The organism is Streptomyces sp. NPDC048600 (assembly GCF_055587025.1).
This window is the reverse complement of record NZ_JBVJGZ010000003.1, coordinates 105,603-121,143: the sequence shown is the minus strand read 5'-3', so window position 1 is coordinate 121,143 and position 15,541 is coordinate 105,603. Positions and strand designations below refer to the sequence as shown.

15 protein-coding genes and 1 pseudogene are annotated in these 15,541 nt (G+C 72.9%); 2 read left to right on the top strand and 14 right to left on the bottom strand.

The genetic code is table 11. The features are described from left to right. The first annotated feature begins 4 nt into the window (after positions 1-4). The gene (locus tag ACZ6SQ_RS04810; RefSeq protein ID WP_469556759.1) at positions 5-370 is read left to right on the top strand and encodes a 5-carboxymethyl-2-hydroxymuconate Delta-isomerase; all 366 of its coding nucleotides are present in this window, start codon (positions 5-7) and stop codon (positions 368-370) included. A gap of 22 nt (positions 371-392) precedes the next feature. Here the strand turns inward: ACZ6SQ_RS04810 and ACZ6SQ_RS04805 are convergent, their stop codons facing one another. From ACZ6SQ_RS04805 to ACZ6SQ_RS04785, 5 genes are all read right to left on the bottom strand, one after another. After that, positions 393-1,082 carry a TetR/AcrR family transcriptional regulator gene (locus ACZ6SQ_RS04805; protein ID WP_469556757.1) on the bottom strand — a complete coding sequence of 230 codons (690 nt, stop codon included), beginning with the start codon at positions 1,080-1,082 and terminating at the stop codon, positions 393-395. A gap of 67 nt (positions 1,083-1,149) precedes the next feature. Further along, the gene (locus ACZ6SQ_RS04800; protein WP_469556755.1) at positions 1,150-2,190 is read right to left on the bottom strand and encodes a PDR/VanB family oxidoreductase; all 1,041 of its coding nucleotides are present in this window, start codon (positions 2,188-2,190) and stop codon (positions 1,150-1,152) included. Further along, positions 2,190-3,095, bottom strand: a complete 906-nt coding sequence (locus tag ACZ6SQ_RS04795; RefSeq protein WP_469556753.1) for a metal-dependent hydrolase — start codon at positions 3,093-3,095, stop codon at positions 2,190-2,192. The genes ACZ6SQ_RS04800 and ACZ6SQ_RS04795 overlap by 1 nt, the downstream gene beginning before the upstream one ends. Positions 3,096-3,498: 403 nt before the next feature. Next, positions 3,499-5,424 (bottom strand): hypothetical protein, encoded by a 1,926-nt coding sequence (locus ACZ6SQ_RS04790; RefSeq protein ID WP_469556751.1) that lies wholly within the window; start codon positions 5,422-5,424, stop codon positions 3,499-3,501. Between the two features lie 49 nt (positions 5,425-5,473). Beyond that, positions 5,474-5,974: a tetratricopeptide repeat protein gene (locus ACZ6SQ_RS04785; protein ID WP_469556750.1), complete on the bottom strand. Its 501-nt coding sequence runs from the start codon at positions 5,972-5,974 to the stop codon at positions 5,474-5,476. Between the two features lie 108 nt (positions 5,975-6,082). Here ACZ6SQ_RS04785 and ACZ6SQ_RS04780 point away from each other — a divergent pair, with 108 nt between their 5' ends. Further along, positions 6,083-6,520 (top strand): hypothetical protein, encoded by a 438-nt coding sequence (locus ACZ6SQ_RS04780; protein WP_469556749.1) that lies wholly within the window; start codon positions 6,083-6,085, stop codon positions 6,518-6,520. A gap of 90 nt (positions 6,521-6,610) precedes the next feature. Here ACZ6SQ_RS04780 and ACZ6SQ_RS04775 read toward each other — a convergent pair whose 3' ends face one another. The 9 genes and pseudogenes from ACZ6SQ_RS04775 to ACZ6SQ_RS04735 all read right to left on the bottom strand — a co-directional run bounded on the left by ACZ6SQ_RS04775 (position 6,611) and on the right by ACZ6SQ_RS04735 (position 15,517). Beyond that, the gene (locus tag ACZ6SQ_RS04775) at positions 6,611-8,182 is read right to left on the bottom strand and encodes a DUF1996 domain-containing protein (RefSeq protein ID WP_469556747.1); all 1,572 of its coding nucleotides are present in this window, start codon (positions 8,180-8,182) and stop codon (positions 6,611-6,613) included. Positions 8,183-8,419: 237 nt separating this feature from the next. Next, positions 8,420-9,073 (bottom strand): LuxR C-terminal-related transcriptional regulator, encoded by a 654-nt coding sequence (locus ACZ6SQ_RS04770; RefSeq protein WP_469556746.1) that lies wholly within the window; start codon positions 9,071-9,073, stop codon positions 8,420-8,422. Next, positions 9,058-10,326 carry a sensor histidine kinase gene (locus tag ACZ6SQ_RS04765; protein WP_469556744.1) on the bottom strand — a complete coding sequence of 423 codons (1,269 nt, stop codon included), beginning with the start codon at positions 10,324-10,326 and terminating at the stop codon, positions 9,058-9,060. Before ACZ6SQ_RS04765 ends, ACZ6SQ_RS04770 begins: the two co-directional genes overlap by 16 nt. Positions 10,327-10,696: 370 nt before the next feature. After that, positions 10,697-11,698: an NAD-dependent epimerase/dehydratase family protein gene (locus ACZ6SQ_RS04760; protein ID WP_469556743.1), complete on the bottom strand. Its 1,002-nt coding sequence runs from the start codon at positions 11,696-11,698 to the stop codon at positions 10,697-10,699. A gap of 92 nt (positions 11,699-11,790) precedes the next feature. Then, a complete protein-coding gene (locus tag ACZ6SQ_RS04755) occupies positions 11,791-12,351 on the bottom strand; it encodes a winged helix-turn-helix domain-containing protein (protein ID WP_469556742.1) in 561 nt (186 codons plus the stop codon). 120 nt (positions 12,352-12,471) lie between these two features. Beyond that, positions 12,472-12,594, bottom strand: coding sequence for a hypothetical protein (locus ACZ6SQ_RS04750; RefSeq protein WP_386384925.1), 123 nt, complete (start codon positions 12,592-12,594; stop codon positions 12,472-12,474). Positions 12,595-12,683: 89 nt separating this feature from the next. Next, positions 12,684-13,609: pseudogene (locus tag ACZ6SQ_RS04745) on the bottom strand (DUF6891 domain-containing protein). Positions 13,610-13,699: 90 nt separating this feature from the next. Beyond that, positions 13,700-14,731: a glutamine synthetase gene (gene glnII, locus ACZ6SQ_RS04740; protein ID WP_469556740.1), complete on the bottom strand. Its 1,032-nt coding sequence runs from the start codon at positions 14,729-14,731 to the stop codon at positions 13,700-13,702. 312 nt (positions 14,732-15,043) lie between these two features. After that, positions 15,044-15,517: a MarR family winged helix-turn-helix transcriptional regulator gene (locus ACZ6SQ_RS04735; protein ID WP_469556739.1), complete on the bottom strand. Its 474-nt coding sequence runs from the start codon at positions 15,515-15,517 to the stop codon at positions 15,044-15,046. Between the last annotated feature and the right edge of the window lie 24 nt (positions 15,518-15,541).

Here is a 15,541-nt window from a genome sequence, read left to right as displayed (position 1 = left end):
CCCCATGCCGCAGATCACCGTCGACTACTCGAACCCGGTGGAGGACGCCTTCGACGTCGACGGCTTCACCCGGGCCCTGCACGAGGCCGTCGTCGAGATCGCCGCGGCCAAGCCCGAGTCGTGCAAGACGCTGATCAGGTACGACTGCCTCTCGGCCTACGGCTACGACGACCCCGAGGACGCCGGACACGCCCTGGTGCATGTCACCGTCGGGCTCCTGGCCGGCCGCTCCGAGGAGACGAAGGCACGGCTGACGGAGGCCGTGCTGGAACTGCTGCGTCGGTACATCGAGCCGGAGGACGGCGTCACCCTGCACGCCTCCGCGGAGGTGCGCGAGCTGGACGCCTCCTACCGGAAGTTCGACCGCTAGAGGCGGGTGAGCCGCGTGAGGCTCAGGACGCGAGGGCGACGAGCCGGGTGACCAGGTCCGCGAACGGGCCGTCGCCCGGCTCCTGCTTCAGCAGGGGCCGCAGCAGGACGGCCATCTCCTCGTCGTGCCCGGCGCTCACCGCGAGCAGCGCGCCGAGGTTCTGCACGAGCTGGGACTCCAGTTCCTCGCGCGGGATGCGCCGCCCGTCCAGCCAGATCAGCGCGGTGGACTCGGCGAGCGAGATCCAGGAGCGCACGACCAGCTCCAGCCGGGCCGGCGGATCGGTGACGCCGAGGTGGGACAGGATCTGCTCGTAGGCGGCCTGGCGCACGGAGTCGACGAGGGCGTTGGTCGTGGAGGAGCCCACCGCAGGACCGCCGCGCATCAGCGCGGAGAAGCCGGGGCCGTGCTCGTCCACGAACGCGAAGAACCGGTGCATCACCCGCAGCAGCCGGGCCCCGAGCGGGCCGTCGTGCGGCTCGCTGAACCGGCTCGCCAGATCCTCGGAGGCGCGCTTCAACGCGGCCTCGTACAGGCTGAGTTTGCCCGGGAAGTAGTGGTAGACCAGCGGGCGCGAGATGCCGGCGGCCGCGGCTATCTCGTCGATGGACACCTCGTCGGGGGAGCGGCGGCTGAACAGTTCGAGAGCGACCCCGATCAACTGCTGCCGGCGCTCCTCGACTCCCATCCTGCGGCGTACCCCGGTAGACATGCGAACACCTTACCGATCGGATCCGGCCCCGAACGGACCGGACCGACCACGATGCTCCCCGGCTTCCTCACATGTCGAGCACGAGACGGTCACCGCGGGCCCGGGACACACAGATCAGCATCGAGTCGTCCCGCTCGCCGTCCGTGAGCAGTTCGTCCCGGTGGTCCACCTCGCCCTCCAGCACCCGCTGCTGGCAGGTGCCGCAGAACCCCTGCTCGCAGGAGTAGAGGGTGTCCGGCAGCTCCGCCCGCACCGCCGCCAGCACGGTGGTGCCGGAGCCCACGGTCAACGTCCGCCCGCTGCGGGCCAGTTCGACCTCGAACTCGCGGTTGCCGTCGAGGGAGGCGCGGGGCGAGAACCGCTCCAGCCGGACGTCCGGCACCCGCTCCTCCACGGCCGCCATCAGCCCCTCGGGCCCGCAGCAGTACACCGCGGCGCCCTCGGGCAGGTCCGCGAGGAACCCGTCCAGGCCGGGCGGTCCGGCCTCGTCCTCGGCCACGACGGTGACCCGGTCGCCGCCGAGCTCGAGCACGTCCTCCAGGAACGGCATCGACGCCCGGCTCCGCCCGCAGTACAGCAGCCGCCACGCGGCGCCCTCCGGCAGCGACCGCAGCATCGACAGCACCGGGGTGATCCCGATGCCGCCCGCGACGAACACGTACGACCCGGCCTCGACGAGCGGGAACCGGTTGCGCGGCCCGCGCACCTCCAGCTCCATTCCCTCGCGCACCTGCTCGTGCACTTCGCGCGAGCCGCCCCGCCCGTCCGGCACCAGCCGGGTGGCGACCGTGTAGGAGGAGGTGTCCGCGGGGTCGCCGCACAGCGAGTACTGCCGCACCAGTCCCGACGGCAGCACGAGGTCCAGATGCGCGCCGGGCTCCCAGCGGGGCAGGCCGTGGCCCTCCAGCCGCAGCCGGACCACCCCGTAGGCGATCTCCTGGTGCGCGGTCACCAGCAGCCGCAGCGCCCGTGAGCGCGGGCGGCCCGAGACCGGCTCCTCCAGCGCGGGCATCGGCCACAGCGGGGAGGCCTGGATCCGGCGGCGCATGGCCCGCCGGACGAGCAGGGCGGCACCGGCGACGGCGACGACGGTCAGCGGCCTGGGCATCACGCGGCCCCCTTCTCGGCGGCCAGCGCGGCCGGAGAACTCTCCAGATACGCCACCGCCTGGGCGGTGGAGCCCTCCTGCGAGGGGTGGTACGAGCGGCTGAGATAGGTCGGGATCGACCGGAGCATGTCCCCGGTCGCGGGCAGCGTGCCCTGCCTGCCGCGCAGATAGAAGTCCTTGAAGGAGGCCTTGCCGTCCAGCACCGTCGGGTCGTTCTCCATGAAGAACCGCGCCCCGCGCTGCCACAGGAACACCAGCGTCGCGAACGCCGTCGCCCAGGTGCGCGCGCGGCGCCGGTAGCTGCCGTCGACGTGCATGAACAGGTCGAAGGCGACGGACCGGTGCTCGACCTCCTCCGCGCCGTGCCAGCGCAGCAGGTCCAGCATCGTGGGGTCGGCCCCGCGCCGGTCCAGCTCCTCGGCGTTGAGCACCCAGTCGCCGAGGAACGCCGTGTAGTGCTCGATCGCCGCGATCAGCGCGACCCGCTCCATCAGCCACCATCGCCGCGCCCGGCCCGGCGGCAGCGTCCGGTCGCCCAGCAGCTTCTCGAACATCCAGTCCACCTGCGCGGTGTACGGCGTCGGGTCGAGCCCTTGTTCCCTGAGGTGCGGCAGCACCTCGTCATGGGCCTGGGAGTGCATGGCCTCCTGGCCGATGAACCCGATGACGTCCTGCCGCAGCTCCTCGTCCCGGATGTACGGGAGCACCTGCTTGTACACATGCACGAACCACCGCTCGCCCGCCGGCAGCAGCAGATGCAGCACGTTGATGGTGTGCGTGGTGAACGGATCGCCGGGCACCCAGTGCAGCGGGGTGTCCTCCCAGGCGAAGGACACCTTCCGCGCCTTGAGCGCGACCCGCTCGACCTCGACCGGCCGGGGAAGACGGCCCTGCTTGTTAGACATGCTGTCAATGTACTGATGGGTAAGGGTGACGGGAACCCCTTGTGCACCGACTTTGCCGACCGGCGGCAGGGACCCGGGGCGGGTGGTGCTGTCGTTCGCCGGGTGCGGGTGGTCCTGGGCTGGTCGCGCAGTTCCCCGCGCCCCTTCAGGACGTTGTCGCCCGGGCCCCTTCAGTGTGCGAGCCGTCGTTCGCGACCGAGGGAGGGGCAACGCCTCCAAGGGGCGCGGGGCTGTGTTCGACGTGCGGCTCTGCCGTGCGGTCGCGACCGGCGCCGGGCGGCCAGGGCTCCTGAAGGGGCCCGGGCAGCAGCGCCCCGAAGGGGGCGCGGGGAACTGCGCGACCAGCCGAGAACCGGGCCGCAGCCGGCAGACAACAGCAACCAGGCAGACGAGACCCCGCCCCCTACCCCAGCCCGCTGATCACCCGCCCGTCCTCAAGAACACCCTTCAGCCGGGCCTGAACCCCCTGCTCCGCCTCGACGGCCAGCAGATGACCCTCCGCCGCCCCCTCGACCCCACCACTCGTCCGGACGGACTCCACGTCCTCACTCCCCGCCGCCAGCAGATACCAGACCCCCGCCCCCGACTTCCACAACACCCCGGCCACCACCGGCGGTACCTTCGCCCCACAGGCCGAAACGTTCTCCGCCTTCGCCACCACCGCCCCGACCGCCCCGCCCGGCGTGCGGAACTGCGCCAGCACCCGCTGCCCCCCGCCCCGCCAGGTCTCCGCCCGGGTGCACACCCAGTCGGCGGTGCCGCCCGAGTCCGGCAGCGACTGCGACGCGTAGCTCCACGCGTTGACGGTGCGCACGCCCTGCCCCCGCATGTCCACCAGGGAGCAGGCGTACGGCGCCCAGGTACGCAGCGCCCCGGCGCCGGTCGCGTCACGGGCCGACCCCGGCCGCCCCGTGGTCAGCCGGGCCGGCACCAGCTCGCCGAGGTCGGTGGCCAGCCGTCCGCCCTCACCGCCGGAGAGCTCCAGCACGTTCCAGGACGTACAGGCACCGGCCCTGGTGGCCGGGCTGGCCAGCGGCGAGGTGACCCCGTCGGTGACGGTGAGCTCCATGGCCCCCGCCCCCGGCTTCATCAGGTCCCGCTCGGCCGCCTTCGTCACCCAGGGCGCCGTCAGATAGCGCACATTGCCGTCGGCCCGGTCCAGCACCACCGCGCCCGCCTCCGCCTCGCCCGCGCCGTCGACCCGCGCGAAGTCGATCGCCGCCCCCGCCGTGCCGTCCCTCGGCTCGGCGTACCGGACGATGCGCTGACCGTCGTAGAGGATCACGACCCGCGCGTTGCCGACGTCGCCCGCGTACAGCAGCTGGGCCGGTCCGGGCGGGCCGCCCGAGGGCGTGCCGGGGGTCACCGAGACATGCACCCGCTCGCCGGGGCGCGCCCACACCGCGAGCGCCCGGCGCAGCAGGGCCCGGTCCCCGGTGAGCTCGCCGCGGGCCGGCCACACCGAGAAGTCGGTGCGCGCCGAGCTCTGCCAGGCCGCGGGCGCCACCTTCAGCAGCTTGCCCGGGTCCAGCGCGGCCTCGGCCGAGGGGTTGCGCGCGTACGGCGGGGCGGCGGCACCGTCCCGGCCCCAGCCGTCGCCGGGCAGCCCCAGCAGCGCCCCGCACACCAGCACGGCAGCGGTCGCGGCGAGCGCGGCCTTGAGATGCTGGCGGCGCCGCATCAGACCGGTCGGCCGCGCCTGGAGCGAGCACGCGTCGAACTCGGGGGACTCCAGCAGCGCGTACCGGGCGGGCTCCTCGTCGGCCTCCTCCAGCGCGTCCTCGGGGTACTCCACCCCCGCGGCCTCCAGCACCCGCAGCACGTCCGGGTCGGCCAGCCGCTCCAGACCGCGCAGCACATACGCCGCACGGGCCGGGGCCGACAGCGCCGACAGCCGCTGCTCCAGGGCGAGTTCGTCGGCTCCGCCCGAGCGCGGGAACAGCCTCAGGCCCCACACCTGCGGCAGCAGCGCGGGCAGCTGGGCGCGGCGGGGCCGGGCCCGGAAGGTCAGCGGCAGGCTCGCCTCCAGGGCCGTGCGCAGCACCCGGAGCCGGACGAAGGCGTAGCCCGGGTCGCCTGCGCGGGCGCCGCCGGCCTGGGCGGGGATCGCGGGCGCGGCGGTGCGGCCGCGCGGCAGCGCGCGCTGGGCGAGGGCGTGCGCGGTCAGGACCTTGCGGCCACGGCCGAGGCCGGGCGGCAGCACCAGATAGGCCAGCCGGACCAGCCGCGGATAGTGCTCGACGAGCGCGGCCTCGGCCTGCTCGACGTCGACCACCGGGTCGGCGGGGGAGGAGGGTGCGGGGCGCGGGGCGACATCCTGTGACTGCACGTTCAGCAGAACGAGCGAACGTTGCGTCGGTCACCGCCGCACGGGCCCGTCAGGCCCCGGACTCCACCAGCGCCCGCGCGTAGTCGGCCATCGACCGCTGGTAGCGCGGCAGATGAGGGGCCAGCGCGCCCAGCACGAGCGAGAGGCCCTCCCGGTCGCGGCCCAGACTGGACAGACACAGAGCCAGCGTCGCCCGTACGGCGTCGTCCAACTCGTCCGGGGGACCCTCCAGTTCGGGGGTGAGCAGCCGCACGCCCTCCTCCGGCCGTCCGACGTTGCGCAGCGAGCTGGACAGCTGGATCCGTGCCCGCCGCCCCTTGTACCCGGCGAGCCCGCGCGCCAGCGCCTCCCGGTACAGCGGGACCGCCCGGTCGGAGTGGCCCGTGGAGTCCCAGGCGCAGGCCTGCTCGAAGGGAGCGTCCGCGCTGCCCTCGGGCAGTTCGGCGACCAGGGCGTCGATCACCGCCCGGAACGCGGCGGCCTCCTCCTCGGGGTAGTCGTCGAAGGTCGCCCAGGCGGCGGCCACACGGTCTTCCCAGTCCTTGTCCATCGGCCTACCCTCGCACGCGTGTGCCCGCCGGGGCAGGAGATTTGAGCGGGCCGGGCACCACAGCCGTATCGACATGAGGCACCTGCCCACGCCCGCCCGGAGGACCAGATGAGGCTGTCCCGACCCGTCACGACCGCGCTGCTCGGCGCCACCCTGCTGGCCCTGGCCGGCTGCGGTTCCGAGGACGGCGGCGAGTCCGTCCCACCGACCGCCTCCGGCAGTCTGGAGCACCTGGCCGCCGAGGCGGACTGCCGCCCCGACGTGCAGACCGACGCCGACGAGATCCGCCAGGCCATCTGCGAGACCGACGACGGCAAGTACATCCTCGCGACCTTCGCCACCGACCGCGGCCAGCGGGAGTGGATCAACGAGGCCAAGGACTACGGGGGTCACTACCTGGTCGGCCGCAAATGGGTCGCGGTCGGCGAGACCGAGGTCGTCACCGCCCTGCGCGGTTCGCTCGGCGGCACCATCGAGGAGGGCAAGTCCCACGGCGCCTCCTCGGGGGAGTCCCACGGGGCCGGCCACTCGGGCGGCGGTCACTGAGCACACACGCGAGCGGGCGGTGGGATCTCCTGGGGGGAATCCCACCGCCCGCTCTCCCGTGGGGAGACTCAGCGCGTCACCGCCGGTGTGTCACTTGCAGCGCGACCCGGAGTTGATGCACTTGACCATCTTGTTCATCAGGTTCTCGTCGAAGACGTTGATGAAGTCGTCGTGGTCGGTGCTCGGCTTGTGCAGCTGCTCCGGGAATCCGTCGACCGCGATCGCGTTCTTCACCTGCCCGTTCTCGATCACCGGCGCGTCCACGTCGTAGACGAGCCGCATGACGAGCTGCGGAATGGCCTGGAAGCCGTTCTGGCAGCGGCCGCTCGCGTCGGCGAACGCCACGTGGGTGCGATGGTTGGCGCTGTCGACGTTCTGGCCGTCCCAGCAGCTCTGGAACTTGAAGGTGCGCACCACGTCACTGCCCTGGGGGCACAGCGGGTACTGCTCCTTCAGCTGCCGGTTCTCGAACCCGGTGCAGCTCCAGGACGCGTTGGCGTTGGCCAGACCGTTGGTGGTGGTCTTGGCGTCACCCGTGATGATCCGCAGGAACTTCGGCATCGCCACGACCTTGGACTTCGGGCTGCCGACGAACTTGATCTGAGCCTGCTTGGCCTGGAGGATCCGGCCGACGTTGCCTTCCTTGCCACCGCCGTCGTTGTTCTGGTCGAAGTCCTGCGTGCCGTCCTGCACACGCAGCACCGGCCAGTAGTACGACGACTTGTCGCCCTGGTTGGCGCAGGTGGTGCCGGCGGCCGCGAACGTGTCGTTGTTCGCGAAGGCGTCGTTGGCCTGGTTGCCCACGTAGTCGTGCAGGTGGTGGGCGCCGTTGGTGACACCGGGGGCGACGATCACGTTGTCGGTGTTGAACTTCTTGTTGCCGTTCGTCCCGCAACTGCTGGTGAACGTACCCGTGGAGGCGTTGCGGCCGCGGCGCGGCGACTGCACGTTCGGCTGGACGGTGGTGATGTCGACGAAGTCGGCGGCGACGGGGCCGTTGCCGGCCTGACCGCCGTTGCCCTGCTGCTGACCGCCGTCGCCGTTCTGGCCGTCGCCCTGCTCGCCGTCGCCGTTCTGGCCGTCCTGCTGACCGCCGTCCTGCTGACCGCCGTCCTGCTGACCGCCGTCCTGCTGGCCGTCGCCCTGCTGCTGACCACCACCGGCCTCGCCCTCGTTGGTCTGGGGCTGCTCCGAGGGGGCGGCGGCACAGCCTGCCAGACCGTCCAGGCTCTCGGGGGCGCTGCCCCCGACCCGGGTGATCTCCAGCTGGATACGGTCGATGATCGCCTTCCGGCGGTCCTTCAACGGCTGGAGAATGGTGTTCTGGACGAAGTTGGCGTCCCGGGCCTGGGCGTCCCGGGTGCTCGCCAGCCGCTGGTAGGACTCGGTGATCTGCTGGTCCAGAGTGGCCAGTTCACCGTCGACCTCTCCGCGGGCCTGGTTCGGCACATCGGTGAGCTGCTGTCCGACGTCGGGGCAGTCGATCGTGGCGACCTGCACCGCGGCCGCCTTCGTCCGGTCCGACCAGCTGTCGTTCGACTCGTGCGCCGAAGCGTAGAAGTTCGCCCAGATCAGCCCGCCCCCACCGAGCGCTAGGGCCGCCGATGCGGCTATGGCCTTGGTGGCCAGCGGCGTACGGCGTTTTCGTGTGTTGCGTCCCATGGAACTCCTCTGACTTCCTTGCGGGGCAGCATCGAGGCGCCCGACAGGAGTGAAGCGGCTCCCATCCATACGGGCCGCGTCCCACGGGTGTTCAACCGTCCCGGAAATTGCCGCAGGACTCCTACGCTCCAACGACCTTGTGCGGACACGGTGTTGATGAGCAGCAGCCCTCGGTGACGAACGGTGCCCCCGGAGCGGTCCCACGGCCGGACATGGGGGCATTCACCGGACACGTCCTCAGCGGTCCCGGTCCAGGAAGGCCAGCACCGCCAGCACCCGCCGGTTGTCGTCGTCGGAGATCTCCAGGCCCAGCTTGGTGAAGATGTTCGCGGTGTGCTTGGCGATCGCCCGCTCGGTCACCACCAGCTTCCCGGCGATCGCCGCGTTGGACCGCCCCTGCGCCATCAGCTCCAGCACCTCGCTCTCCCGGGGCGTCAGCCGGGCCAGCGGCCGGTCCTCCCCGGACCCGCGCGCCAGCAGCTGCTGGATCACCTGCGGGTCCATCGCCGTACCGCCCGCCGCGACCCGGCGTACGGCGTCCACGAACGACTCCGCGTCGAACACCCGGTCCTTGAGCAGATAGCCGACCCCGCCGGTGCCGTCGGCGAGCAGCTCGCGCGCGTACAGCTGCTCCACGTGCTGCGAGAGCACCAGCACGGGCAGTCCCGGCCGGGCCCGGCGGGCCCGCAGCGCGCACTGGAGCCCCTCGTCGGTGTGCGTGGGCGGCAGCCTCACGTCCACCACCGCCACGTCGGGCTTCTCCTCGGCCAGCGCGCGGTCCAGCTCGGGGCCGGACTCCACCGCGGCCGCGATCTCGAAGCCGAAGGCCTCCAGCAGCCGGACCAGGCCGTCGCGCAGCAGGAACAGGTCCTCGGCTAGGACAACTCGCACGGAATCTCCATGGTGACCATGGTGGGGCCGCCCGCGGGGGAGCTGACGGCCAGGACGCCGTCGAATGTACCCAGCCGCCGCTCCACCCCGGCGAGCCCCGATCCGGCCGCGGCCACCGCACCGCCCCGGCCGTTGTCGGTGACGCTCGCGCACAGCCGCCCCCCGGTGTGGTGCAGGTCCACCCAGACCCGGTCGGCGCCGGAGTGCTTGACGGCGTTGGTGAGCAGCTCGCCGACCGCGAAGTACGCCGCCGACTCCACCGGCGCCTGGGCGCGCCCGGCCAGATCCACGCTGACCTCGGTGGCCACCGGCAGCCGCAGCGCCAACGCCCGGACGGCGTCGCCCAGTCCGCGTTCGGCCAGCACCGGCGGATGGATGCCGCGCACCAGGTCGCGCAGTTCGGCGAGGGCGTCCACGGAGGACTGCCGGGCGCGCGCGATCAGCTGCCTGGCCTGCTCGGGGTCCTTGTCGAGCAGCATCTCGATGGTGCCGAGGTCCATGCCCATCGCGACCAGCCGGGCCTGGGCCCCGTCGTGCAGATCGCGCTCGATGCGGCGCAGCTCGGCGGCCGAGGCGTCGACCGCGTCGCGCCGGGTCTCCGTCAACCGCTCGACGCGGCGGGTGAGTTCGGCGGTCCCGGCGGGCGCGAGCACGGCCCGGGCTAGCCGGAAGTGCGCCCGGACCAGCACCGGGTTCCAGCGCAGGGCGACCGCCAGCCACACACAGCCGAGCAGGGCCGCGAGCAGGGCCGTGCCCTGACCGGAGACGGGGACGAACGTGTACCAGTAGGTGCCCTCCGCCGCCACGACCGGCCGCCACAGCCCCGCCGCCAGCAGCAGGCCCATCACACCCTCCGCCAGCAGCGCCGGTGCCAGGACCGCCACGCCCCCGCCGGCCAGGGTGTCCACCCACAGCCAGCGCAGATCCCGGAAGGTCGCCGGGTCCCGCAGCAGCAGCCCGGTGAGTTCGGCCCGGCCCGCGACACCACCGCGGCCGGGCGTGGGCAAGGGGGCGTAGCGGGCCGGTATCTCCACACCGGACCAGCGCGCGGCCAGTTCCCGGCGCTTGCCGGCGTACACCCGCAGCCCGGTCACCACCCAGGGAGTGGTCAGCACGCCGATGCCCAGCGGGATGAAGGCGACCGACAGCACGGTCAGCACGCTGAACGCGATCGACGCGCTCCACGCCGCCACCGCCAGCCCCAGCCCGCGCGCCGCCGCCACCAGCGCGTCCCGCGCCCTCGTCCGGTTCATGTCCCCCGCCCTCTCTGCGACCGGGCTCCAGTCTCGCCGACGGCGGGGGTGGAGATCACGGGGGTGGGGGACCGGCCCGGGGGTGGTGCCAGGTACACCCCCGGGGCCAGGGCTCTTCTGACGGATCTCCGCGGCGTCGCGACGCCCGGCACGCCCTCCCCCACTGCCTCAAGGGCGTGGGAGGTACCCCCAGCCGCACGGCGCGAAGGGACGGGTGGCTCCGCCACATGACCCTCCGCACCGCACGCCGATCGCACGCACCGAACGCCGCTCCTTCTCCCACGGAGATCCATCAGAAGGGTCCTAGCGGCGCGTCTGTCGCACGCCCCGGCCCGGCGCCCGGCCGCCTCGCCGCGCCTCCGGGGATGGGTCAACTCCCGTGCGTCTGAAGCACCTTCGCCTCCACCACCGGGTCCAGGCCGACCACGGGCCGGTCCGGGCGCCGGGGCACTGCCCCGCCGATGCCGCGCAGCCAGGCCCAGGTGCCGGCGACCGTCTCGGCGACCGGGCGGCACGCAAGGCCCGTCGCGACCGCGCGCGAGACGTCCACGGAGTGCAGGGCGTCGTGCAGATCGCTGCCCGGCGGCACCCACACGGGCAGCTGGGTCCACGGCTCTATGCCCGCGCCGAGGACGACGTCCGGGTCGGTCCAGCGCAGTTCGGCCGCTCCTCCGGTGACCTCGGCACACGCCTCGAGCAGCGCGCCCATCGTCGCGTGCCCGGGCGGGCTCACCAGGTTGAACGGTCCGCCAGCCCCCCGCTCCACCGCGCCCAGCGTCCACGCGGCGAGGTCACGGGCGTCCACGAACTGGACCGGCAGCTCGCGGGGGCCCGGGGCCAGCACCGGCCCGCCCCGGGCGATCCGGGTCAGCCACCACGGCAGCCGGCCTATGTTCTCGTACGGACCGAGGATCAGCCCCGCCCGCACCAGCAGCGAGTCGTCCTCGCCGAAGGCCTCCACGACGGCCAGCTCGCCGCCGCGCTTGTCCCGCGCGTAGTCGCTCTGCCCGGCGTCCGCCGCCGCGCCCCCGACCAGCGGCGCGTCCTCGGCGTACCCGGCGGGTGGGGCCCACGCGTACACCGAGCAGCTCGACACATACGCGTACCGGCCGGCCCGGCCGCGCAGCAGCCGGGCGGTGTCCAGCACCGCGCTCGGCGCGCCCGACCAGGTGTCCACGACGGCGTCCCACTCGCCCTCGGCGAGCGCGTCCAGCCCACCGGGTGCGCTCCGGTCCCCGACGAGCGCGCGCACACCGGGGACGGGCGCCTGCCGTCCCCGGTTGAACACGGTCACCTCCCAGCCCCGCCCCACCGCCTCCTCCACCACACAGCGCCCGACGAAGTGCGAACCACCCAGCACCAGAAGTCTCATGCGGGTGACTCTGCCCGGCCGGGGGCCCAGCAGGAAAGCGACTTAGCCACGGGCAGAGCGGCACCCCGGTGCGCCCGGCCCGCCGCCCCGGCTCAACGCGCCTGCGGGGGCGTGTACTTGTAGCCGACCCGGCGGACGGTCTGGATCGCCCGGCGGTGCTCCTCGCCCAGCTTGCGGCGCAGCCGGGCGATGTGGACGTCGACCGTGCGGCCGTCGCCGACATGGCCGTAACCCCACACCGTGGTGACGAGCTGGTCGCGGGTGTGCACCCGGTGCGGGTGGGCCACCAGATGGGCCAGCAGCTCGAACTCCAGGTAGGTCAGGTCGAGTCGGCGGCCGTCCACCTCGGCGGTGCGCTGGACGGTGTCGATACGGACCGCGGACAGGTCGTCGTCGACGGTGAGCTCCGGGGCGGCCGGCTCCGGCGGCAGCGGCGGGTGCTGGTCGGCCGGGACGAGGACCAGATAGCCGACCATCGGCGGTCGGCCGGGCAGGGCGGGCACTGTGTGCTGGGGCGCGGGGAGCCAGGTGGCGCCGGGCGGCAGCAGGTCGGCGAGGGCCGGGACCTCGTCCGGGCCGACGGCGCGCAGCCGGTGCCGGGCGGGGTTCTGGGGCGTGACGGGAACGGTGGTGAGGGAAGGAGAGGTCGCCATGAGAGGTCAGCTCTTTCGCGCGAGAGGTCGTCGGGAAGTCCGGCGGCCGCCAGATCGTGGTCGGGCTCGCCGGGAGACGTACGTCGTTGCGCGCTGGGCCGAAGGCCGGGGTGTGCGGCTTTAGAGGGCCCGCGCGTTCACCGCGCGGCAACACACCCGGTCGAAGTCGTGGTGCTGACGGGAGGGCCAGAAGGGCTCGAGGTCATGGCGACCCGTCGCGATGATCTTCTGGAAGCTGGCCATGTGCCCATTGAAGCAGACACCCCCGCCGCGGCGGACCCCTCTCTCACGGTCCGGACACTTCGCCGGGCGGCCCCCGACCCCCTTTTCCCCTATTCCACCAGGTGTTTGAGCCAGTCGAGGGGTTCCACGGAGATGGCCTTGCCCGGGTCGCCGTCCCAGTCCGTGGACAGTCCGGCCGCGGTCAGCGCGGCCACGACCTCCCTGCCGACCGCGGTCGTCGTGGCGGTCGAGCCGTCGAACCCGCCGTAGTGCAGGGTCAGTCCATGGCCCTCGGCCGCGTGCTCGGTGACCTGCCGGTGGAAGAAGACGAACCCGCGCGCGCCCTCGCGCTCGGCGCCGATCTCCGTCATGCCGCAGCCCCGGCAGCAGGCGAAGTTCTCCCTGGCCGGATGCCGCTGTCCTCCGGCGCCGCGAACGCCCGGGTGACCCGCTCCGGGTCGGTGACGCCCTCCCAGGTCTCCGTCTCGGCGACCCGTTCCAGCCAGAGCCGGTCCACGAGCTGCCGCGCCTGCGCTTCGGACACCGGCCGTTCGGCACCGTCGGCGAGGAAGTCCCCGGCCGACTCGGCGAGATCCGCGCGGGTGCCGTAGCCGCAGGCCAGTCACAGACGTATGTGCTTCTCCAGCTTCTCGCGCACCGCGTCAGGGAGTTCGGGCACCTCCTCGCGCGGCCCCATGCCGACCGGCTCCCGGACCGGGCCCGCGTCCCAGCCCTCCGTACGCCGGGCCCAGCCGAGGAGCACGTCGGCCACCTGCTCGACGTCCTTGAGATGTGTGCCGTGGAAGGCGTCCCGGTCCGGGCCCGCGCGGTGCTCCAGGCGGTAGTCCCCGTGCTTCTTGTGCCACACCTGGGCGAACACGTCGGGCAGGTCGGGGACCCGCTGCAGCACGATCCAGCGGTCGCCCCGCCCGCCGATCCGCCGCACCAGCTCCCGCAGCCCGTCCTCGGTGAGCCGCAGGTCGGTGTCTCCGTGCTCCTTCGAGGCGTTGACGGCCAGACCGCCCTCGCTGTTCATGGCGACACCCTGCCATGCCGGGCGGAAAAACGGACGGGGGGCGTCCACCTCATCGGTGGACGCCCCCCGTCGGGAAGCCTCGCGGCGGGATCAGACCTGACCGGCCTTCTCCAGGGCGGAGCAGCAGGTGTCGACGATCAGACGCGTCACCAGGTACGGGTCGACGTTGGCGTTCGGGCGGCGGTCCTCGATGTAGCCCTTGCCGTCCTTCTCGACCTGCCACGGGATGCGGACCGAGGCACCGCGGTCGGAGACGCCGTAGGAGTACTTGTCCCACGGGGCGGTCTCGTGCAGACCGGTCAGACGGTCGTCGATGCCGGCGCCGTAGTTCTTGACGTGGTCGAGCGGCTTGGAGCCCTCACCCAGCGACTCGGCGGCGGTGATGATGGCGTCGTAGCCCTCGCGCATCGCCTTGGTGGAGAAGTTGGTGTGCGCGCCGGCGCCGTTCCAGTCGCCCTTGACCGGCTTGGGGTCGAGGGTGGCGGAGATGCCGAAGTCCTCGGCCGTGCGGTAGAGCAGCCAGCGGGCCACCCACAGCTGGTCGGAGACCTCCAGCGGGGCCAGCGGGCCGACCTGGAACTCCCACTGGCCGGGCATGACCTCGGCGTTGATGCCGGAGATGCCCAGGCCCGCCTTGAGGCAGTTGTCCAGGTGCTTCTCGACGATGTCGCGGCCGAAGATCTCGTCGGCGCCGACACCGCAGTAGTAGCCGCCCTGCGGGGCCGGGAAGCCGCCCTCGGGGAAGCCGAGCGGACGGGCGCCGTCGAAGAAGGTGTACTCCTGCTCGATGCCGAAGATCGACTCCTGGGCGGCGAACCGCTCGGAGACCTCGGCGAGCGCGGCACGGGTGTTGGACTCGTGCGGCGTCATGTCGATGTTCAGGACCTCGCACAGGACGAGGATGTCGTCGCCGCCGCGGATCGGGTCCGGGCAGGTGAAGACCGGCTTGAGGACGCGGTCCGAGGCGTGGCCCTCGGCCTGGTTCGTGGAGGACCCGTCGAAGCCCCAGATCGGCAGCGCGTCCAGACCGGCGGGCGCACCCGCGATGATCTTGGTCTTGGAGCGGAGCTTGGCGGTCGGCTGGGTGCCGTCGATCCAGATGTACTCAGCCTTGAAGGTCACGGGGCCACTTCCTTCGGGGGTGGGTCTTCACACGCTTGCGGGTTCTGCGGCGCTGCGGCACCGGAGCGCCGCCGTCGATGTCCCGCAGCCTGTCAACGGGCGATTTCCCGGTCATTGCTCGAATGTGAACCCCGTGTTACCTGGCGTTGGTGTGCCCCATCTCACGTCGTGAGTCCCCGCCGGGTGAGGGGCCCCGGGGGGACGGGCCGTTCGCACTCGCAGAGGCGCGGCCGGTGAGGGTTCGTATGCGAGGGGAATGCGCCCGCGCGGCTCCTGCCCCGGTCCCACTGGAAGAGTCCTGGCGCCCGGCCGCTACTCCCGTGTCGCTGCCGGTCCCTGTTCCTGCTCCGCCGCCGCGTCCCGTACGCCGCTCAGGAACCGGCGGATGGCCGCCCGCTCCCCCTCGTCGCACTCCCGCAGCAGCTCCACCGCCCGGCCGATGAGCGGCCCGAAGAAGGACCAGCCCAGTTCCACGGCGCGTTCCTCCACCTGGACGACGACCTGGCGGCGGTCCCGGGCCCCGCGCACCCGGCGGACGAGCCCGGCCCGCTCCAGCCGGTCGACCAGGGCCGTGGTGCCCGCCGAGTTCAGCCCCAGCGCCGCGCCGAGCCGCCCGGCGGTCAGCTCCTCGTCCGAGCGCGAGGCGTCCATCAGGGCGATCAGGGCGCGTACGTCGGTGGGGTGCATGCCGTTGCGGTTCGCGAACCGTGCGCTGTGCAGGCCGAGTTCGACCGTCGTCGCGCGCAGCAGATGGACGATCTCCAGTTCCGGCCCCTGCTCCTGCATCCCGCGTCCCTTCCGACTATCATC